The organism is Burkholderia sp. PvR073, from assembly GCF_054055695.1.
On sequence record NZ_JBSRXO010000001.1, the window covers coordinates 1,570,231 to 1,594,896 of the forward strand.

Genomic DNA, 24,666 nt, shown 5'->3' on the forward strand with positions numbered 1-24,666 from the left:
GCCATCGCGTCACTGCGCCGGCAACTTCTCCGCCAGTGCCCGCATCGCATCCACCGTCTCCGGATTCGCCGGAAAAAATGCCTCGATCGCGAGCTCCGACAGCGTGACGTCGACCGGCGTGCCGAACACCGTCGTCGTGCTGAAGAACGTCAACTCGCCGGCCGCCGTGCGCAGCCGCAGCGGCACCGCGATGTCCGCGTAGTCGGTGCGTGCATGCGTGTCGTCGGGCTGGCCGGCTGGTGCCGGATAGGCGGCCAGTTCGTCGCGCAGCGCATGCAGCGCGCGGTCGCCGCTCGCGTCGATCTGCCGTTGCAGCCGGTGCAGGATATGCGCGCGCCATTCGTGCCAGTTGACGATCTGCGATGCGAGGCCATCCGGATGCAGGCTCAGGCGCAGCACGTTGACGGGCGGCTGCAGCAGCGCCGGATCGGCCTGCGCGACCAGCGCGCCGAGCATCCGGTTCGCGGCGAGCAGCGTCCAGTGGCGATCCACCGCGAGCGCCGGGTAGGGCTCGTGGCCGCGCAGCACAGCCTCCACCGCGTGGCGCGCAGCATCGAGCTGCGGATCGGAGAACGGCCGCTCGCGAAACAGCGGCGCATAGCCGGCCGCGACGAGCAGCGCATTGCGCTCGCGCAGCGGCACGTCGAGGCGCTCCGCGAGATGCAGCACCATGTCGCGGCTCGGCTGCGCGCGGCCCGATTCGACGAAGCTCAGGTGTCGCGCGGACACCTCCGCCTCGAGCGCGAGCGCCATCTGGCTCAGGCGCCGGCGTTGACGCCAGGTGCGCAGCAACGGGCCGATGCCGGACGCGCGGCCGGCGGACGGGGGGAGCGAATGGAGGGCGGCGGTCGAGTTCATGGTGAAGATGATAGGCAATCCTGTACGCGCCGGGCATTACCCGACAGGTAAGCATTCCCGACCGGCGTGCGCCGCCGCTTCCGCCGGCTGCCGCCCGGGCTCTCTTCCGCCCCCGCATTTCGTTCCCTGACGCGCCGCGACGCTGCGTTACCATAGCCTTCGTGCCACTGAGAGGCGGCGCCGGACCCGCGACCACAACGCTCGGGCCGGACGCCGTGCACATTCACAACAAGGCAGTCCAGGGGAATCCAACAATGAAAAAACTCGCCGTCCGCGTCGCCTGCGTGGCGATGCTCGCATTCGCCGCGACCCGCGGCCACGCGCAAACCGAAGCCGCGCAGGTCGAAATGAGGGCCGCCGCCGCGGCCGCCAACAAGGCCGTCGTCAGCGGGCCGGCCGATATCGACATCAAGCACGAAGCCGTGCTGAAGCTGAAAGCGGGCGAATCGTTCGTGCCGGCTGCCGAAGCCGGCCGCTACCTGCGCTCGATGGGCAACTCGATCGACGAATCGAAGCTGGTCGGGCTCGTGCTGCCGGAGGATCCGGACGCCGACTGGATCTCGGTCGTGTCGTTCGAGCCGAGCGGCTATATCCGCGACGACGACGCGAAGGACTGGAAACCCGACGAATTGCTGAAGAGCCTGCAGGCCGGCACCGAGGAAGGCAACCCCGCGCGCAAGGAGCGCGGCCTGCCGGAAACCGAGGTGGTCGGCTGGGCGAAGGCGCCGGCATACGACGCGGCCACGCACCGGCTCGTGTGGTCCGCGATCATCCGCCACAAGGGCGCGCCCGCGAACGCGGAGAACGACGGTGTGAACTACCGGACGCTCGTGCTCGGCCGCGACGGCTACCTGTCGCTGACGATGGCGTCGACGCTCGCCGATCTGCCGAAGTACAAGCCCTCGGCCGACGACCTGCTCGCGAACATCCGCTTCAACGACGGCAAGCGCTATGCCGATTTCAACAAGTCGACCGACCACGTCGCCGAGTACGGTCTCGCGGCGCTGATCGTCGGCGTCGGCGCGAAGAAGCTCGGCCTGCTCGCGCTGATCGGCGCGTTCGCGCTGAAGTTCTTCAAGATCGGCGCGATCGCGCTGCTGGCGGGCGGGGCGGCACTGAAACGCTTCTTCGGCCGCAAGCCGAAGGCAGCCGCGGTACCCGTCATCGCCGATGCGTCCGGCGCGCCGGAGACGGAGCGCAAGGAATGACGAAGCTGCTGCTGCTGATCTTCGGCGGCCTGAAGCTCGGCAAGGTGCTCGTGTCGGCGGGCACCATGCTCGCGTCGATTGCGGTCTACGCGCTGTTCTACGGCTGGCGCTTCGCGGCAGGCTTCGTCGCGCTGCTGTTCGTGCACGAGGCCGGCCACTACCTGGCCGCGCAGCGGCGCGGGCTCGACGTCGGGCTGCCGACGTTCATTCCGTTCGTCGGCGCGTGGATCCAGTTGAAGGAGATGCCGCACGATGCCGAAACCGAGGCGTACGTCGGGCTGGCCGGGCCGTTCGTCGGCACGCTCGGCGCGCTCGCCTGCTACGCGGCCGCGCGCCACTACGACAGCAACCTGCTGCTCGCGCTGTCGTACACGGGCTTCTTCCTGAACCTGTTCAACATGATTCCGCTGTCGCCGTTCGACGGCGGGCGCATCACCGCGGTGCTGTCGCCGCGTATCTGGTTCGCGGGCGTGCCCGTGCTGATCGTGCTGTTCGTGTACCGGCCGAGCCCGCTCCTGATCGTGATGGCGATCCTCGCGCTGCCGCAGCTGAAGCGCGCGTGGCGCTACGATCCCGCCGCGCCGGAGAACCGCGCGTACTACGCGACGTCGATCGAGACGAAGGCGACCTACGCGCTCTGCTACATCGGCCTGCTCGCGTTTCTCGCGCTGATGACGTCCGGCGTGCACGACATGCTGCGCGTCGCGCATTCGGCGGCCTGACGCAAAAACGGCGGCCGTTTGCACGCGGCCGCCGTCATCTTCCTTTCATTCCCGCCGAAGCTCACGCGTCGCGATGACGCAGTTCGACGCGCTTGATGTCCTTCACGATCACCAGATAGCTGAACACCGTGACGAGCGCGTTCAGCCCGACGAACACGAGCGCGCCGTTGAACGAGCCGCTCGCGCCGACCAGGTAGCCGATCGCGATCGGCGCGACGATGCCGGCCGTGTTGCCGAACATGTTGAACAGGCTGCCCGACAGGCCGATCGCTTCCTTCGGCGCGGTATCCGCGACGACGGCCCAGCCGAGCGAGCCGATTCCCTTGCCGAAGAACGACACGGCCATCAGCACGATCACCAGCACTTCGCTGTCGACGTAGTTGCAGCCGATGATCACCATCGACAGCAGCATCCCGCTGACGATCGGGATCTTGCGCGCGAGCGTCAGCGACACGCCGCGACGGATCAGCAGGTCCGACAGCATCCCGCCGAGCACACCGCCGAGGAACCCGCAGATCGCCGGCAGCGACGTCATGAAGCCGGCCTTCAGCAGCGACATCCCGCGCGCCTGCACGAGGTAGATCGGGAACCACGTGAGGAAGAAGTACGTGAGCACGTTCACGCAGTACTGGCCGAGATAGACGCCGAGCAGCATCCGGTTCGACAGCAACTGGCGCACGTAGTACCAGCCCGCGACGCGGCTGCCTTCAGACGCCGCGGACGCCGCGCCGCTACCGCGCGCTGCGTTCGGCCGTGCCGTCGCGCGAACGAGGCCGCCGCCCTGCTCGATGTGCTCGAGTTCCGCGCGGTTCACCGCCGGATGGTCGACCGGGTCCTTCATCACGCGCAGCCACAAGAACGCGAGCGCGATGCCGGCGAGGCCGAGCCACAGGTACACGTGGTGCCAGCCGTACGCATGCGTGAGCCACGCCATCAGCGGCGAGAACACCACCGCCGCGAAATACTGCGCGGCGTTGAAGATGGCCGACGCCGTGCCGCGCTCGGCGGTCGGGAACCAGCTCGCGACGACCTTCGCGTTCGCGGGAAACGCGGGCGCCTCGGCGATGCCGACCGCGAAGCGCATCACGAACAGCGCGGTCACCGCGAAGGCGGCGCTGCCGCCGAGGCCGATCGTGCTTTGCAGCAGCGTGAACGCCGACCACAGGAAGATGCTCGCCGCATACACGCGGCGCGCGCCGAAGCGGTCGAGCAGCCAGCCGCTCGGCAACTGCGCGAGCACGTACGCCCAGCTGAACGCCGAGAAGATGTAGCCCATCGTCACCGGATCGATGCCGAAGGCCTTGCGGATCGGCGTGCCGGTGATCGACAGCGTCGCGCGGTCCGCATAGTTGAGCGTCGTGACGACGAACAGCATCGCCAGGATCCAGTAGCGCACGGCGGTCCGGCGCGCGCTGCCGGCGAGTTCGATCGGAAGATCGCGAGAGGTGGTCTGATTGTTGGGCACGTTAAGGTACGTCGTCGTATGACATGACCGCGAGTTTATGAGCAACGCCGCCACGCAGAAACCTCGGGTTTTCCCTTTGCCGGGTGACGCGAAAGGGTCAGAAAATCGTGCTTAGGCTGGATGGGTAAGGATTTGATGTACGCGGCCACGCTGCCGACGCGCGGCGCAAATATCCAAATGTCGTCGGCAGACATCATATCTGTTGAGCTACAATGGGCGAATCATTCCCGAACCACGGAGCACACCCCATGCAACTGACTGGAGAGATGCTGATCGGCGCCGAAGCGGTGGCCGGCTCGGCCGGTACCTTGCACGCGTTCGACCCGTCGAAGGGCGCGCCGATCGACGCGCCGGCCTTCGGCGTCGCGACGCAGGCCGACGTCGAGCGCGCGTGCGAACTCGCGCGCGACGCCTTCGATGCGTACCGCGCACAGCCGCTCGCGGCCCGCGCGGCGTTTCTCGAAGCGATCGCCGACGAAATCGTCGCGCTCGGCGACGCGCTGATCGAACGCGCGCACGCCGAAACGGGCCTGCCCGTCGCACGGCTGCAGGGCGAGCGCGGCCGCACCGTCGGCCAGCTCCGCTTGTTCGCGCGCGTCGTGCGCGACGGGCGCTTCCTCGCCGCGTCGATCGATCCCGCGCAGCCCGAGCGCACGCCGCTGCCGCGTTCGGACCTGCGGCTGCAGAAGGTCGGGCTCGGGCCCGTCGTCGTGTTCGGCGCGAGCAACTTCCCGCTCGCGTTCTCCGTGGCCGGCGGCGATACCGCGTCGGCACTGGCGGCCGGCTGCCCGGTGATCGTGAAGGCCCATGAGGCGCACCTCGGCACGTCCGAGCTGGTCGGTCGAGCGATCCGCGCGGCGGTGGCGAAATGCGGGATGCCGGCCGGCGTGTTCTCGCTGATGATCGGCCCGGGCCGCGTGACCGGCGCGGCGCTCGTCAGTCATCCGGCGATCCAGGCCGTTGGCTTCACCGGGTCGCGGCAGGGCGGCATGGCGCTCGTGCAGCTCGCGAACGCGCGTCCGCAGCCGATTCCCGTCTATGCGGAAATGAGCAGCATCAACCCGGTCGTGCTGTTCCCGGCCGCGCTGGCCGCGCGCGGCGACGCGATCGCGACCGGCTTCGTCGATTCGCTGACGCTCGGGGTTGGCCAGTTCTGTACGAACCCGGGCCTCGTGCTGGCGATCGACGGTCCCGATCTCGACCGCTTCGAGTCGGTCGCCGCGCAGGCGCTCGCGAAGAAGCCGGCCGGCGTGATGCTGACGCGCGGCATCGCGGACGCGTATCGTAACGGTCGCGGCAAGCTGGCCGAATTGCCGGGCGTGCGTGAAATCGGCGCGGGCGAGACGGCGCAGACCGAATGTCAGGCAGGCGGCGCGCTGTACGAAGTCGCCGCGCAGGCGTTCCTGGCGGAGCCGGCATTCAGCCACGAGGTGTTCGGGCCGGCATCGCTGATCGTGCGCTGCCGCGATCTCGACGAAGTCGCGCACGTGCTCGACGCGCTGGAGGGCCAGCTGACCGCCACGCTGCAGATGGACGCCGACGACAAGCCGCTCGCGCGCCGCCTGCTGCCGATCCTCGAACGCAAGGCCGGGCGTCTGCTCGTCAACGGCTATCCGACCGGCGTCGAGGTGTGCGACGCGATGGTGCACGGCGGGCCGTTCCCGGCGACGTCGAATCCGGCCGTCACGTCGGTCGGCGCGACCGCGATCGAGCGTTTCCTGCGGCCCGTGTGCTACCAGGACTTCCCGGACGATCTGCTGCCGGAAGGGTTGCGGGAAAGCAATCCGCTCGCGATTCCGCGGTTGCGGGACGGCAAGGCGGAGTGAGGGTGCGGAACGTGACCGACTGAAGGCCGCGTCCCGGGAGGGGCGCGATTCGGTACGTTGATGGATGGCGGCGGACGGTGCCCACGGGCGCGTCCGCCGTTTTCATTTATGGCGGGGTTTCGTGCCGCGGGTTGCGCGATCTGAAGTGTCGACAAGAATCATGCGGGCTTTGACGGCCGGCGTGGAACGGATTCAAGATCCGGCTCGGTGCCGACGAGGCGGGCAAGTCGTCGTGCGCTTTCGCGCGCGATCAAAGCGCGCAGCGCTTCTCTCACCAGCGCCGATTTTTCGGTGACGCCGGTTAATTGCTGCGCTTTGGCGAGCAGTGCGTCGTCGAGGGACAAGGTGGTGCGCATGAACGGCTCGCGAGTAAGTCGACGCGTCAATTGTCGCATCAGATGATGTGTTGCCGTGACGTGCCGGCCCCCACCTTCCGCGCCGCCTGAATTTCTCCTACAGTAGCGAGGCCTCGGGCCGTCCGGTCCGCTGGCGAGCCTGAGAGACCGACACAAGACCAACAAGGAACCATCCGATGAACATCAGCAAGCGCGGCGACCACCTGTTTGCCGCCGGACTGTGGAAGGCGATCGGCGACGTCGCGCATTCCGTGCGCAGCCGCATCGGCCAGTACAGCGAAGGGCGCGTGCTCGCGAATGCGCTGCTGGAATTCCAGCGCGACCTGGGCGGCAGCGAATTCGACGTGACCATCAACCAGGGGCGGCCCGTGACCGGCTCCGATGCGCATTCGCTCATGTTCGGCCTCGCCGTGCGCCGTTTCAGGCAGGACATGGAAGCGCTGGTGTTCGCGCTCGAGCAGCGCCGCGGCATCGACGAACGCGACCAGAACCTGCGTACCGACGCGCTGATGCAGGCCAACAGCGCGCTCCTGACCGCGAAGCAGTCGGCGACGATCACGGTCGGCCGGTTCTTCGATGCGGTCGTCGACCGCGACGTGCTGGGGCAGATTCTCGGCGGCGAGTCGAACGCACGCGTGCGTTCGGGCGCACAGGGACAGATCGAGACGACCCGCATCAAGCTCGGCAACGTGCGTCACCGGATCATCGGCGTCATCGCGCAGATGTGACGGCACGCGTCGCGGCGGGATGCAGCGCGTTGCTGCCGCGGCACACGACCGCGGCCGGCAAGGGCCGGCCGCGACGCAACACTGGCGACAAGCCGGCCGCGGTGCCGCTGAGCGCACCGCGCCGGCCGTCCCCGCTTACTGCGGGCCCATCTTCTTGATCAGCACGTCCAGTTCGGCGACTTCGGCGTCGTTGAGGTCGACGAGCGGCGCGCGCACCGGGCCCGCGTCGTGGCCGACGAGCTTCGCGCCCGCCTTCACGATGCTGACCGCGTAGCCCGCGCGACGGTTGCGGATCTGCAGGTACGGCAGGAAGAACTCGTCGATCAGGCGGCCGACCGTTGCGTGGTCGTCCTTCGCGATCGCTTCGTAGAATTCCATCGCCGTCTTCGGGATGAAGTTGAACACGGCCGACGAGTACACCGGCACGCCGAGCGCCTTGTACGCGGCTGCGTAGACTTCGGCCGTCGGCAGGCCGCCGAGGTACGCGAAGCGGTCGCCGAGGCGGCGGCGGATCGTGACCATGCTCTCGATTTCGCCGACGCCGTCCTTGAAGCCGATCAGGTTCGGGCAACGATCGGCGAGGCGCTCGAGCATGTCGGCGTTCAGCTTCGAATTCGCGCGGTTGTACACCACGACGCCGATCTTCAGCGCGCGGCACACCTGCTCGACGTGTTCGGCGATGCCTTCCTGGCTGGCTTCGGTCAGGTAGTGCGGCATCAGCAGCACGCCGCTCGCGCCGAGGCGCTCGGCTTCCTGCGCATATTCGATCGCGACGCGCGTCGCGCCGCCGGCGCCGGCCAGGATCGGCACCTTGCCCTTGCAGGTTTCCGTCGCGACGCGGATCACGTCCGAATACTCGCGCTGCGTGAGCGAGAAGAATTCACCGGTGCCGCCGGCCGCAAACAGCGCGGTCGCGCCATACGGCGCCAGCCATTCCAGGCGCTCCGCATAGGTGGTCGGGCGGAAGCTGCCGTCTGCGTCGAAGTCCGTCAGCGGAAACGACAGCAGGCCGTGGGAGATGATTTGTTTGAGTTCTTGCGGTGAAGTCATGGTTGGGTCGTCCGTCTAGCGCGAGTGCTGGTTTGTCGGGCACGGCATCCGAGCCGTATTGGCGATGTCGTTGTATGTCATCGTACAACGAGGGAAGAGGTGACGCAAGCGGTTTGCTGGCGGGCGGGGGTTAGGGTCTTTCCGGATAAGGGTTTACTCAGCATCCCGGTTAGTGTTGAATGTCGTATGATGACTAACGATTTGACCGGTAGCCTCCCAGGAATTCCGATGACTGCTTCCCCTCTCTACATCCGCGTGCACCCGGACGACAACGTCGCGATCGTCGTCAACGACGGCGGCCTGCCCGAGGGCGCGACGTTCGCCGACGGCCTGACGCTGCGCGAAGGCGTGCCGCAAGGGCACAAGGTCGCGCTGGCCGACCTCGCGGCCGGCGACCCGATCGTTCGCTACAACGTCGTGATCGGCTACGCGCTCACGGAGCTGCGCCGTGGCAGCTGGGTCAACGAGCGCACCATGCGCATGCCCGAGCCGCCGGGGCTCGACAACCTGCCGCTCGCCACGCGTGCCGCGCCGCCGCTGGCGCCGCTCGAAGGCTATACGTTCGAGGGCTTCCGCAATGCCGACGGCTCGGTCGGCACGCGCAACATCCTCGCGATCACGACGACCGTGCAGTGCGTGTCCGGCGTCGTCGAGCATGCGGTGAAGCGGATCAAGGAAGAACTGCTGCCGCGTTACCCGAACGTCGACGACGTGGTCGGGCTCGAGCACACGTACGGCTGCGGCGTCGCGATCGATGCACCCGACGCCGACATTCCGATCCGCACGCTGCGCAACATCAGCCTGAACCCGAACTTCGGCGGCGAGGTGATGACGGTGAGCCTCGGCTGCGAGAAGCTGCAGCCCGAGCGCCTGCTGCCGCCCGGCACGATTCCGGTGACGGCCGACGGCGCAACCGACAATGGCGGCGTGGTGTGTCTGCAGGACGCCGCGCACGTCGGCTTCAACTCGATGATCGATTCGATCATGAAGATGGCCGAATCGCACCTCGAGCGGCTGAACCGCCGTCGCCGCGAAACCTGTCCGGCGTCGGATCTCGTCGTCGGCGTGCAGTGCGGCGGCAGCGACGCGTTCTCGGGGCTGACCGCGAACCCGGCGGTCGGTTTCGCGGCCGACCTGCTGGTGCGTGCCGGCGCGACGATCATGTTCTCGGAAGTGACCGAAGTGCGCGACGGCGTCGCGCAACTCACGTCGCGCGCCGCGAACGAGGACGTCGCCCGCGAGATCATCCGCGAGATGGACTGGTACGACCGTTACCTGGAGCGCGGCCGCGTCGACCGCAGCGCGAACACGACACCCGGCAACAAGAAGGGTGGCCTGTCGAACATCGTCGAGAAGGCGATGGGCTCGATCGTGAAGTCGGGCAGCGCGCCGATCGCCGGCGTCGTGCGTCCCGGCGATCGTGCTCGGCAAAAGGGGCTGCTGTACGCGGCGACGCCCGCGAGCGACTTCATCTGCGGCACGCTGCAGCTCGCGGCGGGGATGAACCTGCACATTTTCACGACCGGCCGCGGCACGCCGTATGGCCTCGCGCAGGTGCCGGTGATCAAGGTCGCGACGCGCAGCGATCTCGCGCGCCGCTGGCACGACCTGATGGATCTCGACGCGGGGCAGATCGCGACCGGCGCGGCGTCGATCGAGGACGTGGGCTGGGAGCTGTTCCGGCTGATGCTCGACGTCGCGAGCGGCAAGCGCCGCACGTGGGCCGAGCAGTGGAAGCTCGCGAATGCGCTGACGCTGTTCAATCCGGCGCCGGTGACCTGAAGCACGGTTGCGACGGCCGACGATGCGGGCGCCTTCGGGCGCCCGTTTTCGTTGCGGCGGCGGGCGCGCTACGCGTCGTCGTTCGGCAGGTCGAACAAGGTATGCGCGTACTCGACGCGGCCGAAATGATGTTGCCACAGCCGCACGCCGAGTTCGCCGCTGCGATCGAGCGACGAACCGGCCGTGAGATCCGCGAGCAGCGTCGGATGCAGGCCCGCGTCGAACAGCGCGAAGCCGGCCGCGAGCACGCACGTGTCGGTCTGGATGCCGCAGACGAGCACGCGTTCCGGCGCGAGCGCGCGCAAGTGCTCGACGACTTCGACGGGCAGCCCGTAGCCGTGCTTGACGAACACGCGATCGGCGGCGATCAGGCTGTCGTCGTCGCGGGACGGGCGCCAGCCGAGCTGCCGCTCGAACGGCACGCGCGCTTCGTCGTGACGCTCGACCGTCGCGACGGTCGGCAGGCGCCCGACGAGCGCGCGCACGCGGGTGACGAGCCATTCGGGCGGCGCGAACGTCGGCTGGATGTCGACGATCAGGAGGGCTTGCTGCATGGCGGATGACGTCCGGAGTACCAGGCAGGCCGATTCTAGCGCGTGCGCCGGCGGCGCGATTTCCTTACCTCGAACGTAATCGACCACCCGCGCGGAGCCGGCGACGATAGCGGCACGCGAACCCGACAGGTTCGCGGCGCTGTCCTCCCTTCATCCAGACCAGGAGCCTCGCATGAACACAGCCCAAACCGTCCAGTCCGCTCACGCCGACCTGATCGACCGCTATTTCGATGCATGGAACGAACCCGACGCCGCGCGCCGGCGCGCACTGATCGATGCGACCTACGCGAACGACGCGGCCTATCGCGATCCGCTGATGGCCGGCGACGGCCACGCGGGCATCGACACGATGATCGCGGCGGTGCAGGAACGCTTCCCCGCGTTCCGTTTCCGCCGCACGACCGACGTCGACGGGTTCGGCCAGCACCTGCGCTTCTCGTGGGCGCTCGTGTCACCCGACGGCGCGGCGATCGTGAAGGGTTCGGATTTCGGCACCGTCGACGCATCGGGCCGCCTGAAGTCGGTCACGGGTTTCATCGACGAAATGCCGGCCGCGGCGTCGTGACGCGAGCCGCGCATGCCCGGCGGCGTCCGGGATCGGGTAACGTTATGCGGTTCGTTCCTGATCCCGGAGACTTGCCGACATGCTGAAGAATCTCGATCCGCTGCTGCACGCCGACATCCTGCACGCGCTGCGCGCGATGGGCCACGGAGATGAAGTGGCGATCTGCGATGCGAATTTCCCGGCGGAATCCGTCGCCGAGCACACGGTGGTCGGCCGCGCGCTGCGCATCGACGGCGCCGATTCGGCGCGCGTCGCGCGCGCGGTGCTGTCGGTGCTGCCGCTCGACACGTTCGTCGACACGCCCGCATGGCGGATGGAAGTCGTCGGCGATCCGGCCGCGGTGCCGCCCGTGCAGCGCGAGGTGCAGGCCGAGATCGATCGTGCGGAAGGGCGCGCGGTGCCGCTCGCGGGCATCGATCGTTTCGCGTTCTACGAGCGCGCGCAGCAGGCCTACGCGGTGATCGTCACCGGCGAGCTGCGCGGCTACGGCTGCTTTCTGTTCAAGAAAGGCGTGCTGCTGAGCGACGCGGCTTAGGGCCGCATCCCTTTATTTGCGGCACGGGCGAACGCCGTTTTTCGCGGCGCCGCCGGGCCTGCGCCGCCGCCGCAATGTAAAGATTTGCTACAACCTTTTCCTTGGACACCGCGGAAAGACCCTCTATGCTGGCCCATTTGCCGCGGGCCCCGCAGGGCCACGCGGCCCCGAACTGCATGGGTGTGCCCCGTGCGGACGGCCGAATTGCATACGAGGAGAGAGGCATGACGCGTTCCGTCGATTCCGGCGTCATTTTTTTCGCGCGCCTGGCGCTGGCGGCGTTGTTCTTGTGGGGCGGCGTGATGAAGCTGCTCGGCTACAGCGATTTCATCGGTTATCTGCACGCGCTGAACGTGCCCTATCCGCAGGTGATGGGCCCGATCGTCGTCACGATCGAAGCGCTCGGCGGCCTGCTGCTGATCGTCGGCTACAAGGTGAGGCCGCTCGCGTTGCTGCTGGCGTTCTATACGATCGCGACCGCGATGGTCGGCCACAATTTCTGGGACGCGACGGACGCCGCGGTCCAGCACGACATGGTGATCCACTTCTGGAAGAACGTCGCGATCGCCGGCGGCTTCCTGCTGCTGTACGTGACCGGCGCCGGCGGCGCGAGCATCGACGCGCTGCGCCGGCCGAGTTCGTCGTATGGCGCGCTGCGCTGATTCGAGCTGAAGCGGGCAACGCACGCACGTCGTCGCACTGAAGCAAAACAAAAGGGCCGAATCCCGCACGCCGCAGGATTCGGCCCTTCGTTCATGCAGCCGGCGCGTGCGCGCCGACGATCAGCGTGCGTCCTTCGGATCCGGCGCATCCTTCGAGAACTGCACGGCGATCGCGCCGAGCACGCAGATCGCCGCGACGTACACGACCGGCGCGAGCGGATTCGACTTCATCATCAGCGACACGATCACCGGCGTGAGGCCGCCGAAGATCGCATACGCGACGTTGTACGAGAACGAGATGCCCGAGAAGCGCACGACGGCCGGGAAGCTGCGGACCATCACGAACGGCACCGCGCCGATCGTGCCGACCGCGAAGCCGGCGATCCCGTAGTACAGCGGCAGCGTCGACGCGTCGGCCGCGACCTGCACGAACAGCAGGTAGTAGCACGCGGCCAGCACCAAGCCGCCGATGCCGAGCACGCGCTTCGCGCCGATCCAGCCCGCGAGCGAGCCGGCGGTGACGCAGCCGGCCGTCAGGCACAGCGTCGCGACGCTGTTCGCGAACAGCGTGGTCGCGGGCGTCAGGTGGAACTGCTTCTGCAGCAGCGCGGGCGTCATCAGGATCACGACGACGATCGCCGCCGACAGCATCCACGTGAGCAGCATCGACACGATCACCGCGCGGCCGTGGTCGCGCAGCACGGCTTTCAGCGGAATCTCGGCCGCGAGCGCCTTCTTCGCCTTCATCTCGGCGAACACCGGCGTCTCGTGCAGCCAGCGGCGCAGGTACACGGAGAACAGGCCGAACACACCGCCGAGCAGGAACGGAATGCGCCATGCGAACGCGGTGACTTCGGCGCCCGAGTAACGGTTGTTGATGCCGGCGGCGACCAGCGAGCCGAGCAGGATGCCGGCCGTGAGGCCCGCGGTCAGCGTGCCGCACGCATAGCCGATGTGGCGCGACGGCACGTGCTCCGACACGAACACCCATGCGCCCGGCACTTCGCCGCCGACCGCCGCGCCTTGCAGCACGCGGAACAGCAGCAGCAACACCGGCGCGAGGATGCCGACCGAGTCGTAAGTCGGCAGCAGGCCCATCAGCAGCGTCGGCACCGACATCATCAGCACGCTCAGCGTAAACATCCGCTTGCGGCCGAACAGGTCGCCGAAGTGCGCCATGATCACGCCGCCGAGCGGGCGCGCGAGATAGCCGGCCGCGAAGATGCCGAACGTCTGCAACTGGCGCAGCCAGTCGGGAATGTCGTGCGGGAAGAACAGCTGCCCGATCGCCGGCGCGAAGAACACGAAGATGATGAAGTCGTAGAACTCGAGGGCGCCGCCGAGTGCGGCAAGGCCAAGGGTTTTGTAGTCGCTGCGCGTGAGCGCGCGTTCGGCGGCGCGGGGCACGCCGCTCAATTCGGAAGCTTGCATGGTCAGGACGATCGGTTTTCGAATGTAGTTGTCGGTGCTGCGTCTCCAGGGCCCGCTATCGGCATGGACTGACAAGGCGCGGCTTGCATCGTCGAAGCGTGCCGGGTGCCGGATGGGGCACGAAACACGCGGCGTCGCACCGGGATGGGGCGCGACGCAGACGAAGCGTCAAAAGCGGGTGGGGGGATTCTACAGGAGCGCGAAATGCGCGAGCGCGGGGGCGCGCCGAGGGATGTTTCGGACTTCGTCGAGCCGAAACGCATGCGGCGCGGCAGGCGGGGTGAACCGCTTGCCGCGCCGCGCGGGGCAGGCGCCCCGCGATCAGTTGCCGGCGATCGTGTCGACCGGCTTGAACGCACCGTGCTCGACCTTGTAGATCGTCACCGGCGCATCCTTCAGGTCGCCCTTCGCGTCGTACGCGATGCTCGGCGCCGACACGCCCTTGACCGACACCTTGCCGAGATACGGCGTGTAGACCTTCGGGTCGGTCGAGTTCGCGTCCTTCATCGCGGTGAGCAGCGCGATCGTGCCGTCGTACGCGTAGGGCGAGTAGGTGATCACGTCTTCATTGAAGCGTGCCTTGTAGCGAGATGCGTAGCCGGCGAAGCCCGGCATCTTTTCCTTCGGCAGCCCGCCCATGTAGACGATCGCGCCTTCGGCCGCTTCGCCGCCGACCTTCAGGAACGTCGGCGAGCGCGACATCTCGCCGGTCACGAATGCCGACTTCATGCCGAGCTGGCGCATCTTGCGGATCATCGGCGAAGACTGCGCATCGCCGCCGCCGTAGAAGATCGCGTCGGGGTTGATGCCCTTCAGATTGGTCAGGATCGCGGAGAAGTCGAGCGCCTTGTCGTTCGTGAAGTCGCGTTTGACGATCGTGCCGCCCGCGGCCTGCACGGCCTTCGCGAATTCGTCGGCGATGCCCTGGCCGTAGGCCGTGCGGTCGTCGATGATCGCGATGCGCTTGAAGTGCATCGACTTCACCGCATAGGTGCCGACGATGCGGCCGGCCTGCGCGTCGCTCGTCAGCAGCCGGTAGGTCGTCTTGTAGCCGCGCGCCGTGTATTGCGGCGACGTCGCCATCGAGATCTGCGGCAGCCCCGCGCGATCGTACAGGTCGGACGCCGGAATGCTCGTGCCCGAGTTGAAGTGGCCGATCACCCCGCGGACATTGTCGTCGATCAGCCGCTGCGCGACGGTCGTGCCGGTGCGCGGGTCGGCCTGGTCGTCCTGCGAGTCGAGCTGGAACGTGACGGGCTTGCCGCCGATCGTCGGATGCGTCGCGTTGAAATCGGCGATCGCGAGTTGCACGCCCTTCTGCATGTCCGCGCCGTAGTTCGATTGCGGCCCCGTCAGCGGTGCGGCGAAACCGATCTTGACGACGTCGGCGGCGATGGCGTGTGCGCCCGACAGTGCGCAGGCAGCAGCCAGCGCGACGTGCGATACCTTCAGCTTCACTTTCACTTCCCCTTGATGGCGTGGTTGGGCCGCCGCCGGCCAGCGGGCCGGTGCGGTAAACCGGGCGAGACGTATCGGTTGGCACGCCAATGCGACGGCGGCGCGGCTCGCCGTGCGCCGCGCGGGTTGTGCCGGAATCGGCGTGCGCGGTGGCGGCGGGATGTCGTCTCGTAACCGTTGAGCGAAGTCTAGGTAGCGAAAATGCGCGCGTCTTGCGCGTTCGGTGCGCGGCCGGCGACGATTTCGGCATATCGTCGATAACCCTGATATATGCTGAAATCGTCATACGGAGTGCGCAAACGCGCCAAGACGCGACACGCCGGCATTTCTAGGATGGCGGGTTCGGGCGTGCGTTGTCGCGGCGCCGGCGGAGTGCGCTGCATGTCGCCGCCCGCGCCGACCGACGCGCGGCGACATGCAGCGGGCCGACGCGAAATCGTTGTCGCCGGACACGCGAGCGGCGCGGTGGTTGTGCACACAACCGCACGGCGCACTACGGGCCAACGTATGCGATCCGATCGGCGGCGCATTGCGCGTCCCACCGTTCGCCGAGCCGCCCCGCTCGCCTGCCCGCGATCGCCATGACGCGTTCGAGAGGGCACTCCTATAATCGACGCCATCAGCCACTCCCTTCGCAGATGCCGGGATGACGACCTTCCTTGCCGCACCACCCATGAGCCTGTCCGATACGTTGCGCTACCAGCCCGACAACGCCGATCTCGGCGCGATGCTCGCGCACTTCCGCCTGCTCGAGCCGGTGTTCGACGCGCTGCCCGACGTCGCGTTCTTCGTGAAGGACGCGAACGGCCGCTACGCGCTCGTCAACCGCACGCTGGCCATGCGCTGCGGCTACAAGGACAAGCGCGACCTGCTCGGCAAGACGACCGACGAAGTGTTTCCGCGCCGCTTCGGCCGCACCTATTTCGAGCAGGACATGGCGACGATCAACGCCGGCCAGCAACTGATGGACCAGCTCGAGCTGCATCTGTATCCGGGCCGCCAGCCGGGCTGGTGCCTGACCTGCAAGGAGCCGCTGCGCGACGCGGCCGGCAAGGTAGTCGGCCTCGCTGGCATCTCGCGCGACCTGAAGGCGCAAGAGGGCTCGCATCCGGCCTACAGCAAGCTCGCCGACGTGGTCCAGCACATCCAGGATCACTACGTGCAGCCGCTGAACCTCAAGCAACTCGCGCAGATGGCCGGGATGTCGGTCGCGCAGCTGGAGCGCTACTTCCACAAGGTGTTTCACCTGACGCCGCGCCAGGTGCTGCTGAAGACGCGGCTCGACGCGGCCACCGCGTTGCTCGTCACGCACGACAAGGTGACCGACGTGGCGGCGCTATGCGGTTATACGGATCACAGCGCGTTCACGCGCCAGTTCAAGGCGACCGTCGGCGTGACGCCGACGGAATACCGGCTGATGCTGCAGGACCGCACAGGGTGAAGTGACGCGCCGGCCGGGCCGGCGGTTCGGGATGATCGGGGTGAGGCGGGAGCGGGGAGTGGGAAAGCGTCGGCTCAGCGGTAGCCGAGCCCTTTCAGGACGGCCGTGCCGTCTTCGGTCAGCCGGAAGCGCGGTGACGTGTCGGCGTCGAGCTTGATCATCTCGACGAGACCGGCTTCTTGCAGCGCGGGCAATTCGGGTTTGGCATTCGCGCCGATCGGCGCGTGCAGCAGCACGAGCAGCGTCGCGATTTCGTGATGGCTGAGCAAACGGCGCAGCATCGTCTTTTTCGCAGGGGGGGCGGCCGGGCGGCCCGCGGGTGCATCTACGGCGCTCATCGCTGTCCTCCTTTTCGGGATATCCATCGGGTACTGGTTGCGGATGGTGCCGAGAAAGACTTAAGCGATTCTTAAAATTGCGGCGACCGCACGGATGTTGCGGCGCGGCAAGCATTACCGGATGTAACTCGCGCCGGCCGGCCGTGCCGGATGCGCAAGCGCCAACCTTGCCGGGCGGGGCGCCGCCGGGACATTCACCACGATGGTGCGTGCGCACGGCTGGCGCCGTGGGAGCCCGCGGCTTTCCCACGTGCTCCGACCCGGAACGAACTTCCCGTTGCTTCCTTATTTCCTGCGCTGGGCCTGCGCGGCGAGCCGCACGGCCGCGTTTGTCGCCCCGTAGCCGTCGTAGCCGCCGCGCCGCTCGACGATCTCCAGCGAGAAGCGGTTGTCGACCAGTTCCGTATACGCATGCAGGAATTCGCCGCCGTTTTCGTCGCGGTCGTACAGCAGATGGTGGGCGCTCAGCGTGTCGATCAGGTCGTCCGGCAGCGCGTAGCGCGCGGCGAGATCGTCGTAGTAATTCGGCGGGATCCGCAGGAACGGCACGCCGTCGGCTGCAAACGCGGCGACCGTCTTCACGATGTCGTCGGTCCGGAACGCGACGTGATTCAGCCCGGTGCCGTGATAGCGGTCCAGCGATTCGGCGACGGCCGTATGGCGGTCGACCGACGCATTCAGCGCGATCCGCACCGAGCCGTCCGCGCTGCGCACCGCCCGGCTGCGCATCAGGCCGTACGGATCGGGCACGAGCCAGCTGCGCTCGGCCTCGAAGCCGAATGCGGTCTTGAAGAACAGGATCCACGTATCGAGCGCGTCGGCCGGCAGCGCGAGGCAGACATGGTCGATGCCCGTCAGCGGGCCGACCTCGCTGGGTCCGTCGATGTCGGTCAGCACGAAATCCGATTCATACAGCGTTGGCGCGTTCGGCGTCTCGTCGACGAAGTATTCGAGGCTGCCGTCCGGCGCCTGCACGCTCGGCAGCACGCGCTCGTTCGGGCCGACGCGCCCGGAAAACGGCGCGTAGCCGAAGCCGGCCGCGCGTTCGAACGCCACCTTCGCATCGTCGACGCGAAACGCCGACGCACAGAGCGACAACCCATGCTGCTGGAAGAACGCATCGGCGAACGAGTCGCGTTCGGCGTTCAGCACGATCGAGGCGGCGCCGTGCTGGAACAGCGTCACATCTTTCGACCGATGGCGGCCCGCGAGCCGGAACCGCATCCGGCCGAGCCATGCGCCGACGGTGGCCGCCGCCTGCGCGTCGACCGCGAATTCGATGAACTGGAACCCGACGTGCGCGGGCGGCGCCGGCGGCGCGAACAGCGGCTGGTCGGCGGCCGGCGCGCGGCCGTCCTGCGCGAGCCGCGCACGCGTCAGTTCTTCCAGATAGAGCAGCGAGCGATGGCCGTCGGCCGCCGTGATCGCGGTCGGCGCGGCGCGGAAGCCGTCGTTGAAGATCTCGAGCGACAGCGGCCCCGTATAACCGGACTCGATCACGCGAGCCGTGAAGCGCGCGAGGTCGAAGTCGCCCTGGCCGGGGAACGAGCGGAAGTGGCGGCTCCATTCGAGCACGTCCATCGCGAGCTTCGGCGCATCGGCGATCTGCACGAACGCGATCCGGTCGCCGGGGATGTCGGCGATCGCGTCCGGCGAATCGTCGAGCGACAGCGTATGGAAGCTGTCGAGCGCGAGGCCGAGGTGCGGGCTGTTTACCGCGTTCACGAGCTGCCACGCATGGCCGTACCGCTTCACGACGCGGCCCCACGCGAGCGCCTCGTACGCGGCGACCACGCCGGCCTGCCGCGCGGCTTCGGCGAGCGCGCCGAGCTGGTCGACCAGCAGCGCGTCGTCCGCGATCGTGTCGGGCGACACGTTGCTGCACACCAGGATGCGGTCGGTGCCGAGCGCGTGCATCACGTCGAACTTGCGCCGGATGCGGTCGAGATTGCGGGCGAGCTGCGCCGGGCTCACGCCCTCGAAGTCGCGAAACGGCTGGAACAGCACGATGTCGAGGCCGAGATCGGCGGCCATGCGGCGCACGTCGGCCGGCGATCCGTCGAAGTAGACGAGGTCGTTCTCGAAGATTTCGACACCGTCGAAGCCGGCGGCCTGGACGGCGGCGAGCTTCTCGGCGAGTGTGCCGGACAGTGACACGGTGGCGATCGAGCGCTGCATGGGCGAATCCTGCGGATGAGCGGGGTGGGGCGTCGGCCGATCGGACCCGAATGAACCAGTCGTTGAATTCACGGCGAACGCCATATCCCGAATTTACTAGGGAAGTGAGATGGATTATACAAACTAACTAGGTGGTACAAATAAGCGAAAACCCGAAAAGACAGCGCGTGCATGCCGGCGCACACTAGCGCCAACTTCCTGATACCCGGGCGCATCCGGCAGGGTTCCGCCCCCTTTTTTTAGAGCAGAAATCGTCATGAGCAAGCACAAGGTACTGGTACTGAACGGCCCGAACCTGAATCTGCTGGGGACCCGCGAGCCCCATATCTACGGCGCGGAAACCCTCGCCGACCTCGAGCAGCGTTGCCGCACGGCGGCCGAGGGGCTCGGGCTGGAGATCGATTTCCGCCAGTCGAACGCCGAGCACCAGCTGATCGACTGGCTGCATGCCGCGCGTCACGACACGCACGGCATCGTGATCAACCCGGCTGCCTATACGCACACGTCGGTCGCGCTGGCCGACGCGCTTTCCGCGATCGCGAAGCCGGTGATCGAGGTGCATATCTCCAACGTGCATCGCCGCGAGGCGTTCCGTCACCACTCGTATGTGTCGGCGGTGGCCGAAGCCGTGATCTGCGGCTGCGGCACCGAAGGCTACGTATTCGCGCTGCAGCGCCTGTCGACCCTTTTTGCCCAGGGAGCCGCACGATGAGCCGCCCGTCTTTTCTGATCGGCCTGATCGGCCAGGGCATCGCCGGTTCGCTGTCGCCCGCGATGCATGAGGAAGAAGGATTCCGCCAGGGATTCGGCTACGTGTACCGGCGCATCGATCTCGACGCGCTCGGCCTGACCGTCGACGCGCTGCCGCAACTGCTCGAGGCCGCGCAGCGGATGGGCTTCAACGGGCTGAACATCACGCACCCGTGCAAGCAGCGCGTGATCGAGCACCTCGACGCGCTGTCGGACGACGCGCGCGCGCTCGGCGCGGTGAACACCGTGCTGTTCAAGGACGGCAAGCGGATCGGCCACAACACCGACTGGTCGGGTTTCGCGAAGTCGTTCCGCCGCGGGCTTCCCGACGCGTCGCTCGAGCGCGTCGTCCAGCTCGGTGCGGGTGGCGCGGGCGCGGCCGTCGCGCATGCGGCACTGCAGATGGGCGCCGCCGAATTGACGATTTTCGACGTCGACGGCACGCGTGCCGACACGCTCGCGAGCGAACTGCAGCAGCGTTTCCCGGCCGCCCGGGTCACGCCGGGCAGCGATCTCGCGGCCGCGATGCGCGCCGCGACGGGCCTGATCCATGCAACGCCGACCGGCATGGCCAAGCATCCGGGCCTGCCGCTGCCGGCCGAACTGCTCCACGCGGGAATGTGGGTGGCCGACATCGTGTATTTCCCACTCGAAACCGAACTGATCCGCGCGGCGCGCGCGGCCGGCTGCGCGACGCTGCCGGGTGGCGGGATGGCCGTGTACCAGGCCGTCGATGCGTTCGAAATCTTCACCGGACGTACGCCGGACGACGAGCGGATGTTCGAACACTTTCAGTCGCTCGTCGCGCGCTGATCCTTCGATCCAAAAGAGAAACCAGGAGACAACCATGCAGCACACCACCCACACGAACGCCGCGCCAGCGCAGGCGGCCGGCACGGTCCGGCGGACATCGGCGCGCTACAAGATTCTCGCGCTGCTCGCGATCGGCACGATGATCAACTATCTCGACCGTACCGTGCTGGGGGTGGCTGCGCCGCAGCTCACCAAGGAGCTCGGCATCAACGCGGCGGTGATGGGCATCATGTTCTCCGCGTTCTCGTGGACGTACGTCGCGATGCAGGTGCCCGGCGGTCTGTTCCTCGACCGCTTCGGCAGCAAGGTCACTTATTACTGGTCGATGACGCTGTGGTCGCTGTGCACGCTCCTCCAAGGCTTCGTGCCGGGTATCGCGACGCTGCTCGCATGCCGGCTCGGCCTCGGCGTGACGGAGGCGCCGTGCTTCCCGACCAACAGCCGCGTCGTCGCGACCTGGTTCCCGCAGAACGAACGCGCGATGGCGACCGGTACCTATACCGTCGGCGAATACATCGGCCTCGCGTTCTTCAGCCCGGTGCTGTTCGCGCTGATGGGTGCGTTCGGCTGGCGCTCGCTGTTCTGGGTCGTCGGCGCGGTCGGTATCGCGTTCGGCCTGATCTGGTGGAAGTTCTATCACGAGCCGCGTGATCATCCGGGCGCGAACTCGGAGGAACTCGCCTACATCGAGGCGGGCGGCGGCCTCGTGCACGCTGTGCGCAAGGGCGACAACGGCGCCAAGGGCGGCAAGGGCGAGCAGAAGAAGTTCAGCTGGTCGATGGCCGGCCAGCTGCTGAAGAAGCGCCAGCTCGCGGGTATCTGCCTCGGCCAGTTCGCCGGCAACTCGACGCTCGTGTTCTTCCTGACCTGGTTCCCGACCTATCTCGCGACCGAGCGCCACATGGGCTGGCTGAAGATCGGCTTCTTCGCGGTGATGCCGTTCATCGCCGCATCGGTCGGCGTGATGTTCGGCGGGATCTTCTCCGACTGGCTGCTGCGTCGCGGCAAGTCGGCGAACCTCGCGCGCAAGCTGCCGATCATCGCGGGCCTGCTGCTCGCGTCGACGATCATTCTCGCGAACTACGTGAAGAGCAACGAAGCCGTGATCGCGATCATGTCGATCGCCTTCTTCGCGCAGGGGATGGCCGCGCTCGGCTGGACGCTCGTGTCCGACATCGCGCCGGACGGCCTGCTGGGCGTGACGGGCGGCATCTTCAATTTCGCGGCGAACCTCGCGGGGATCGTCACGCCGCTCGTCGTCGGCTTCATCGTGGCGTCGACCGGATCCTTCGTCGGTGCGCTGGTGTTCATCGGCGTGATCGCGCTGATCGGTGCACTGTCGTACATCTTCGTCGTCGGCGACATCAAGCGGATCGAATTGTAAGTACCGGCTCCACGCACGCTCGGTGCATTCGCCCGGCGACCTTGGTCGCCGGGCGTTTTTATTTCTGCCGCCGGATTGCGGGCCGGCTCACGCATCCGCGCTCACGCGCGCTGCATGGCAATCCCGAGCGACTCGAGCGCCTGCGCGATCGCCGCGACCGCGCGCCGGATGTCACCGGCATCGATCGCGCCGATGCAGCCGACACGGAACGTCTCGAGTTGCGTCAGCTTGCCCGGATACAAGATGAAGCCCGCGTCGCGCACCGCGTCGTAAAAGCGGCGGAAATCGTAGGCCGGATGGTCGGGCGCATGGAACGTGACAATCACGGGCGCCTGCACGCTCGCGTCGAGGAACGGCGCGAAGCCGAGCGCGCGCATCGATTCGACCAGCGTCCGGCAGTTCTCCGCATAGCGCGCGCCACGCGCGGGCTGGCCGCCTTCGGCGAGATACTGGTCGAGCGCGGCGCGCAGCGCGGCGATCACGTGGGTCGGCGGCGTGAAGCGCCACTGGCCCGTCTTGCGCAGGTACGCGTGCTGATCCTGAAGGTCGAGCGCGAGCGACGGCGAGTTGCCTTCGCTTGCATCGAGCGCGTCGCGCCGCACGATCGCGAACCCCATCCCCGGCACGCCTTCCAGGCATTTGCCGCTCGCCGACACCAAGGCGTCGATCCCGCTGTCTGCCAGCGCGATCGGCAGCGCGCCGAACGAACTCATCGCGTCGACGATCAGCCGCTTGCCGTTCCGCCGGCACACGGCCGCGATCGCGTCGAGCGGATTCAGGATGCCGGTGCTCGTTTCCAGGTGCACCAGCGCGACATGCGTGATGCGCGGCTCACGCGCGAACGCGGCTTCCACCACTGCCGGGTCGACCGCTGCGTCCTCGCCGAACGGCAACGCGATCGCTTCGATGCCGAGCCGGCCGAGGATCTTCAGGATGCGCGCGCAATAGGCGCCGTTGTCGGGCACCAGCACGACGCCGTCGCGCGGCACCAGCGTGCCGAGCGCGGCCTCGACCGAAAAGGTGCCGCTGCCTTGCATCGGCACGCACACGTACTCGTCGCCGCCGCGCGCGATCGCGACGAGGTCCGCGCAGACGCTGGCCGTCAACTGATTGAAAGCGGCGTCCCACGAGCCCCAGTCATGTTGCATTGCGTGGCGTGTTGTGGCGGACGTGGTGAGCGGGCCGGGCGTGAGCAGAATGGGATTGGGCATGGTTTTCTCCAGCAAAGGTCGGATGAAACGCGAGGGCGGCATTTCTGAATGACTTGCATGATATTGGCGAAATGTGTCATTTTGTGGAAATTGTGGCGCGCGTCACGGCTTTGTCATCGAACGCTGTGATCCTTCGGTTGCCGCGCGAAACCACCTGCAGCGCGGCAGCGAGGCCGGCCGGTTGTCGGTCTGCCCGACTGAAACGAGCCGGATCGTGCCCCGGCCGCCTGGTGTTCCGCCTACGGAGAAGTGAGATGACACTGCAGAATTCCTCGCGCGCCGCTGCCGGCGCGTTCCGCAAGCTCGCGCTGGCTGCCGGCATCGCTGGCCTGATGGGCGTCGCATTGCCCGCGCATGCGGCGAACGCGGTCGTGCTGTATACGGCGGACGGTCTCGAGAACCTCTATCGCGATGTGCTGCCGGCCTTCGAGAAGAAGGAAGGTGTCAAGGTCAACATCGTGACGGCGGGCAGCGGTGAGGTCGTCAACCGCGCGAACATCGAGAAGAACTCGCCGAAGGCGGACGTGATCGTCACGCTGCCGCCGTTCATCCAGCAAGCCGGCCAGATGGGCCTGCTGCAGCCGTATCAGAGCGTGAACTACAAGAACGTGCCGGCGATCGCGAAGGCGGAAGACGGTACGTGGGCGACGTTCGTGAACAACTACTTCTCGTTCGCGATCAACCCGGACGTCGTGAAGAACCAGCCGAAGACGTTCGCCGACCTGCTGTCGCCGAGCTATGCCGGCAAGGTTGCGTACTCGAACCCGGCGACCGCCGGCGACGGGATGGCCGTGCTGATCCTGACGACCTCGCTGATGGGCGAGGACAAGGCGTTCGACTACCTCGCGAAGCTGTCGCAGAGCGTGAAGTTCCACACGAAGGGCACCGGCTACCTGAACGTGCTGCTGTCGCGCAACGAGATCAGCGTCGCGAACGGCGACCTGCAGATGGACCTCGACGACGCTGAACACGGCGCGCTGTCCGTCAAGCCGATCTTCCTGGCCGCGAAGGACGGCGACCAGCCGACCACGTTCCAGTTGCCGTACGGCATCGGTCTGATCAAGAGCGGCCCGAACCAGGACGTCGGCAAGAAGCTGATCGACTACCTGATGTCGACGGAAGTGCAGTCGAAGGTGCCGGACATGTACGGCATCCCGGGCCGCACCGACGTTCCGCTGGCCGGCAAGAACGGCGAGGCGGTCAAGAAGGCGATCGCGGGCGTGAAGCTGATCTCGGTCGACTGGACCCAGGTGATGGCGAAGAAGCCGGTGTGGATCGAGCGCTGGAAGAAGGACGTGATCGGCAGCTCGGGCAAGCAGCTCGACGTCGTCAAGCCGAAGTGATCGGCGCA

General features: G+C 67.4%; 23 protein-coding genes. 13 read left to right on the plus strand and 10 right to left on the minus strand.

The genetic code is table 11. The annotated features are described in order from the left end of the window. Nucleotides 1-9: 9 nt before the first annotated feature. On the minus strand, nt 10-858 hold the full coding sequence (locus tag ACVK00_RS06965; RefSeq protein WP_284894264.1) for a helix-turn-helix domain-containing protein: 849 nt from the start codon (nt 856-858) through the stop codon (nt 10-12). A gap of 254 nt (nt 859-1,112) precedes the next feature. On the opposite strand from ACVK00_RS06965, the gene ACVK00_RS06970 reads away from it, so the two are divergent. Continuing rightward, nucleotides 1,113-2,066 carry a DUF2167 domain-containing protein gene (locus ACVK00_RS06970; RefSeq protein ID WP_284894265.1) on the plus strand — a complete coding sequence of 318 codons (954 nt, stop codon included), beginning with the start codon at nt 1,113-1,115 and terminating at the stop codon, nt 2,064-2,066. After that, nucleotides 2,063-2,788 (plus strand): site-2 protease family protein, encoded by a 726-nt coding sequence (locus tag ACVK00_RS06975; RefSeq protein ID WP_284894266.1) that lies wholly within the window; start codon nt 2,063-2,065, stop codon nt 2,786-2,788. Before ACVK00_RS06970 ends, ACVK00_RS06975 begins: the two co-directional genes overlap by 4 nt. Nucleotides 2,789-2,849: 61 nt before the next feature. Here the strand turns inward: ACVK00_RS06975 and ACVK00_RS06980 are convergent, their stop codons facing one another. Further along, on the minus strand, nt 2,850-4,253 hold the full coding sequence (locus ACVK00_RS06980; RefSeq protein ID WP_284894267.1) for an MFS transporter: 1,404 nt from the start codon (nt 4,251-4,253) through the stop codon (nt 2,850-2,852). 248 nt (nt 4,254-4,501) lie between these two features. Here ACVK00_RS06980 and ACVK00_RS06985 point away from each other — a divergent pair, with 248 nt between their 5' ends. After that, the gene (locus tag ACVK00_RS06985; RefSeq protein ID WP_284894268.1) at nt 4,502-6,079 is read left to right on the plus strand and encodes an aldehyde dehydrogenase (NADP(+)); all 1,578 of its coding nucleotides are present in this window, start codon (nt 4,502-4,504) and stop codon (nt 6,077-6,079) included. A 158-nt stretch (nt 6,080-6,237) separates the two neighbouring features. On the opposite strand, the gene ACVK00_RS06990 is transcribed toward ACVK00_RS06985, so the two are convergent. Further along, the gene (locus tag ACVK00_RS06990; protein WP_354123242.1) at nt 6,238-6,435 is read right to left on the minus strand and encodes a type II toxin-antitoxin system VapB family antitoxin; all 198 of its coding nucleotides are present in this window, start codon (nt 6,433-6,435) and stop codon (nt 6,238-6,240) included. Nucleotides 6,436-6,611: 176 nt separating this feature from the next. Here ACVK00_RS06990 and ACVK00_RS06995 point away from each other — a divergent pair, with 176 nt between their 5' ends. Then, the gene (locus tag ACVK00_RS06995) at nt 6,612-7,163 is read left to right on the plus strand and encodes a hypothetical protein (protein WP_228908443.1); all 552 of its coding nucleotides are present in this window, start codon (nt 6,612-6,614) and stop codon (nt 7,161-7,163) included. 135 nt (nt 7,164-7,298) lie between these two features. On the opposite strand, the gene kdgD is transcribed toward ACVK00_RS06995, so the two are convergent. Continuing rightward, a complete protein-coding gene (gene kdgD, locus ACVK00_RS07000; RefSeq protein WP_006752326.1) occupies nt 7,299-8,213 on the minus strand; it encodes a 5-dehydro-4-deoxyglucarate dehydratase in 915 nt (304 codons plus the stop codon). A gap of 228 nt (nt 8,214-8,441) precedes the next feature. On the opposite strand from kdgD, the gene garD reads away from it, so the two are divergent. Next, entirely contained in the window at nt 8,442-9,995 is a 1,554-nt protein-coding gene (gene garD, locus ACVK00_RS07005; protein WP_284894270.1) for a galactarate dehydratase, read from the plus strand. Nucleotides 9,996-10,063: 68 nt separating this feature from the next. Here garD and ACVK00_RS07010 read toward each other — a convergent pair whose 3' ends face one another. Further along, entirely contained in the window at nt 10,064-10,549 is a 486-nt protein-coding gene (locus ACVK00_RS07010) for a cysteine hydrolase family protein (RefSeq protein WP_284894271.1), read from the minus strand. 172 nt (nt 10,550-10,721) lie between these two features. On the opposite strand from ACVK00_RS07010, the gene ACVK00_RS07015 reads away from it, so the two are divergent. The 3 genes from ACVK00_RS07015 (at nt 10,722) to ACVK00_RS07025 (ending at nt 12,311) form a co-directional block, all read left to right on the plus strand. Then, nucleotides 10,722-11,114, plus strand: coding sequence for a nuclear transport factor 2 family protein (locus tag ACVK00_RS07015; RefSeq protein WP_284894272.1), 393 nt, complete (start codon nt 10,722-10,724; stop codon nt 11,112-11,114). A 79-nt stretch (nt 11,115-11,193) separates the two neighbouring features. Further along, nucleotides 11,194-11,649 (plus strand): RbsD/FucU family protein, encoded by a 456-nt coding sequence (locus ACVK00_RS07020; protein ID WP_006752322.1) that lies wholly within the window; start codon nt 11,194-11,196, stop codon nt 11,647-11,649. Nucleotides 11,650-11,873: 224 nt separating this feature from the next. Then, a complete protein-coding gene (locus ACVK00_RS07025; RefSeq protein WP_175671802.1) occupies nt 11,874-12,311 on the plus strand; it encodes a DoxX family protein in 438 nt (145 codons plus the stop codon). A gap of 120 nt (nt 12,312-12,431) precedes the next feature. Here the strand turns inward: ACVK00_RS07025 and ACVK00_RS07030 are convergent, their stop codons facing one another. Both ACVK00_RS07030 and ACVK00_RS07035 read right to left on the minus strand, forming a co-directional pair. After that, on the minus strand, nt 12,432-13,742 hold the full coding sequence (locus tag ACVK00_RS07030; protein ID WP_284894273.1) for an MFS transporter: 1,311 nt from the start codon (nt 13,740-13,742) through the stop codon (nt 12,432-12,434). A gap of 321 nt (nt 13,743-14,063) precedes the next feature. Continuing rightward, nucleotides 14,064-15,200, minus strand: a complete 1,137-nt coding sequence (locus ACVK00_RS07035; RefSeq protein WP_166721216.1) for a branched-chain amino acid ABC transporter substrate-binding protein — start codon at nt 15,198-15,200, stop codon at nt 14,064-14,066. Between the two features lie 646 nt (nt 15,201-15,846). Between ACVK00_RS07035 and ACVK00_RS07040 the strand changes: the two genes are divergently transcribed. Next, nucleotides 15,847-16,641, plus strand: a complete 795-nt coding sequence (locus tag ACVK00_RS07040; protein WP_284894274.1) for an AraC family transcriptional regulator — start codon at nt 15,847-15,849, stop codon at nt 16,639-16,641. Between the two features lie 74 nt (nt 16,642-16,715). Here ACVK00_RS07040 and ACVK00_RS07045 read toward each other — a convergent pair whose 3' ends face one another. Continuing rightward, on the minus strand, nt 16,716-16,979 hold the full coding sequence (locus tag ACVK00_RS07045; RefSeq protein WP_175694035.1) for a hypothetical protein: 264 nt from the start codon (nt 16,977-16,979) through the stop codon (nt 16,716-16,718). Nucleotides 16,980-17,264: 285 nt separating this feature from the next. After that, nucleotides 17,265-19,157, minus strand: a complete 1,893-nt coding sequence (locus ACVK00_RS07050; RefSeq protein ID WP_228908439.1) for a bifunctional sugar phosphate isomerase/epimerase/4-hydroxyphenylpyruvate dioxygenase family protein — start codon at nt 19,155-19,157, stop codon at nt 17,265-17,267. A 256-nt stretch (nt 19,158-19,413) separates the two neighbouring features. On the opposite strand from ACVK00_RS07050, the gene aroQ reads away from it, so the two are divergent. Genes aroQ through ACVK00_RS07065 form a run of 3 tightly spaced genes read left to right on the plus strand, consistent with a single transcriptional unit; the run spans nt 19,414 to nt 22,104 of the window. Further along, entirely contained in the window at nt 19,414-19,869 is a 456-nt protein-coding gene (gene aroQ, locus ACVK00_RS07055; RefSeq protein ID WP_138849552.1) for a type II 3-dehydroquinate dehydratase, read from the plus strand. Then, complete coding sequence (locus ACVK00_RS07060; RefSeq protein WP_011659622.1) at nt 19,866-20,720, plus strand: shikimate dehydrogenase; 855 nt, start codon at nt 19,866-19,868, stop codon at nt 20,718-20,720. Before aroQ ends, ACVK00_RS07060 begins: the two co-directional genes overlap by 4 nt. A 34-nt stretch (nt 20,721-20,754) precedes the next feature. Further along, nucleotides 20,755-22,104: an MFS transporter gene (locus ACVK00_RS07065; protein ID WP_284894275.1), complete on the plus strand. Its 1,350-nt coding sequence runs from the start codon at nt 20,755-20,757 to the stop codon at nt 22,102-22,104. A 101-nt stretch (nt 22,105-22,205) separates the two neighbouring features. Here ACVK00_RS07065 and ACVK00_RS07070 read toward each other — a convergent pair whose 3' ends face one another. Then, the gene (locus ACVK00_RS07070; RefSeq protein WP_284894276.1) at nt 22,206-23,315 is read right to left on the minus strand and encodes a 2-aminoethylphosphonate--pyruvate transaminase; all 1,110 of its coding nucleotides are present in this window, start codon (nt 23,313-23,315) and stop codon (nt 22,206-22,208) included. Between the two features lie 254 nt (nt 23,316-23,569). Between ACVK00_RS07070 and phnS the strand changes: the two genes are divergently transcribed. Continuing rightward, nucleotides 23,570-24,658 (plus strand): 2-aminoethylphosphonate ABC transporter substrate-binding protein, encoded by a 1,089-nt coding sequence (phnS, locus tag ACVK00_RS07075; RefSeq protein WP_284894277.1) that lies wholly within the window; start codon nt 23,570-23,572, stop codon nt 24,656-24,658. The last annotated feature ends 8 nt before the right edge of the window (nt 24,659-24,666 follow it).

Coding starts and splice junctions, on each gene's coding strand:
- ACVK00_RS07015 (WP_284894272.1), top strand. CDS start 10,722: ATGAACACAGCCCAAACCGTCCAGTCCGCTCACGCCGACCTGATCGAC.
- ACVK00_RS07025 (WP_175671802.1), top strand. CDS start 11,874: ATGACGCGTTCCGTCGATTCCGGCGTCATTTTTTTCGCGCGCCTGGCG.
- ACVK00_RS07070 (WP_284894276.1), bottom strand. CDS start 23,315: ATGCCCAATCCCATTCTGCTCACGCCCGGCCCGCTCACCACGTCCGCC.
- ACVK00_RS06995 (WP_228908443.1), top strand. CDS start 6,612: ATGAACATCAGCAAGCGCGGCGACCACCTGTTTGCCGCCGGACTGTGG.
- ACVK00_RS07020 (WP_006752322.1), top strand. CDS start 11,194: ATGCTGAAGAATCTCGATCCGCTGCTGCACGCCGACATCCTGCACGCG.
- ACVK00_RS07050 (WP_228908439.1), bottom strand. CDS start 19,157: ATGCAGCGCTCGATCGCCACCGTGTCACTGTCCGGCACACTCGCCGAG.
- ACVK00_RS07010 (WP_284894271.1), bottom strand. CDS start 10,549: ATGCAGCAAGCCCTCCTGATCGTCGACATCCAGCCGACGTTCGCGCCG.
- ACVK00_RS07060 (WP_011659622.1), top strand. CDS start 19,866: ATGAGCCGCCCGTCTTTTCTGATCGGCCTGATCGGCCAGGGCATCGCC.
- ACVK00_RS06985 (WP_284894268.1), top strand. CDS start 4,502: ATGCAACTGACTGGAGAGATGCTGATCGGCGCCGAAGCGGTGGCCGGC.
- ACVK00_RS06970 (WP_284894265.1), top strand. CDS start 1,113: ATGAAAAAACTCGCCGTCCGCGTCGCCTGCGTGGCGATGCTCGCATTC.
- aroQ (WP_138849552.1), top strand. CDS start 19,414: ATGAGCAAGCACAAGGTACTGGTACTGAACGGCCCGAACCTGAATCTG.
- ACVK00_RS06990 (WP_354123242.1), bottom strand. CDS start 6,435: ATGCGCACCACCTTGTCCCTCGACGACGCACTGCTCGCCAAAGCGCAG.
- kdgD (WP_006752326.1), bottom strand. CDS start 8,213: ATGACTTCACCGCAAGAACTCAAACAAATCATCTCCCACGGCCTGCTG.
- ACVK00_RS07040 (WP_284894274.1), top strand. CDS start 15,847: ATGACGACCTTCCTTGCCGCACCACCCATGAGCCTGTCCGATACGTTG.
- garD (WP_284894270.1), top strand. CDS start 8,442: ATGACTGCTTCCCCTCTCTACATCCGCGTGCACCCGGACGACAACGTC.
- ACVK00_RS06965 (WP_284894264.1), bottom strand. CDS start 858: ATGAACTCGACCGCCGCCCTCCATTCGCTCCCCCCGTCCGCCGGCCGC.
- ACVK00_RS06975 (WP_284894266.1), top strand. CDS start 2,063: ATGACGAAGCTGCTGCTGCTGATCTTCGGCGGCCTGAAGCTCGGCAAG.
- phnS (WP_284894277.1), top strand. CDS start 23,570: ATGACACTGCAGAATTCCTCGCGCGCCGCTGCCGGCGCGTTCCGCAAG.
- ACVK00_RS07030 (WP_284894273.1), bottom strand. CDS start 13,742: ATGCAAGCTTCCGAATTGAGCGGCGTGCCCCGCGCCGCCGAACGCGCG.
- ACVK00_RS07045 (WP_175694035.1), bottom strand. CDS start 16,979: ATGAGCGCCGTAGATGCACCCGCGGGCCGCCCGGCCGCCCCCCCTGCG.
- ACVK00_RS07065 (WP_284894275.1), top strand. CDS start 20,755: ATGCAGCACACCACCCACACGAACGCCGCGCCAGCGCAGGCGGCCGGC.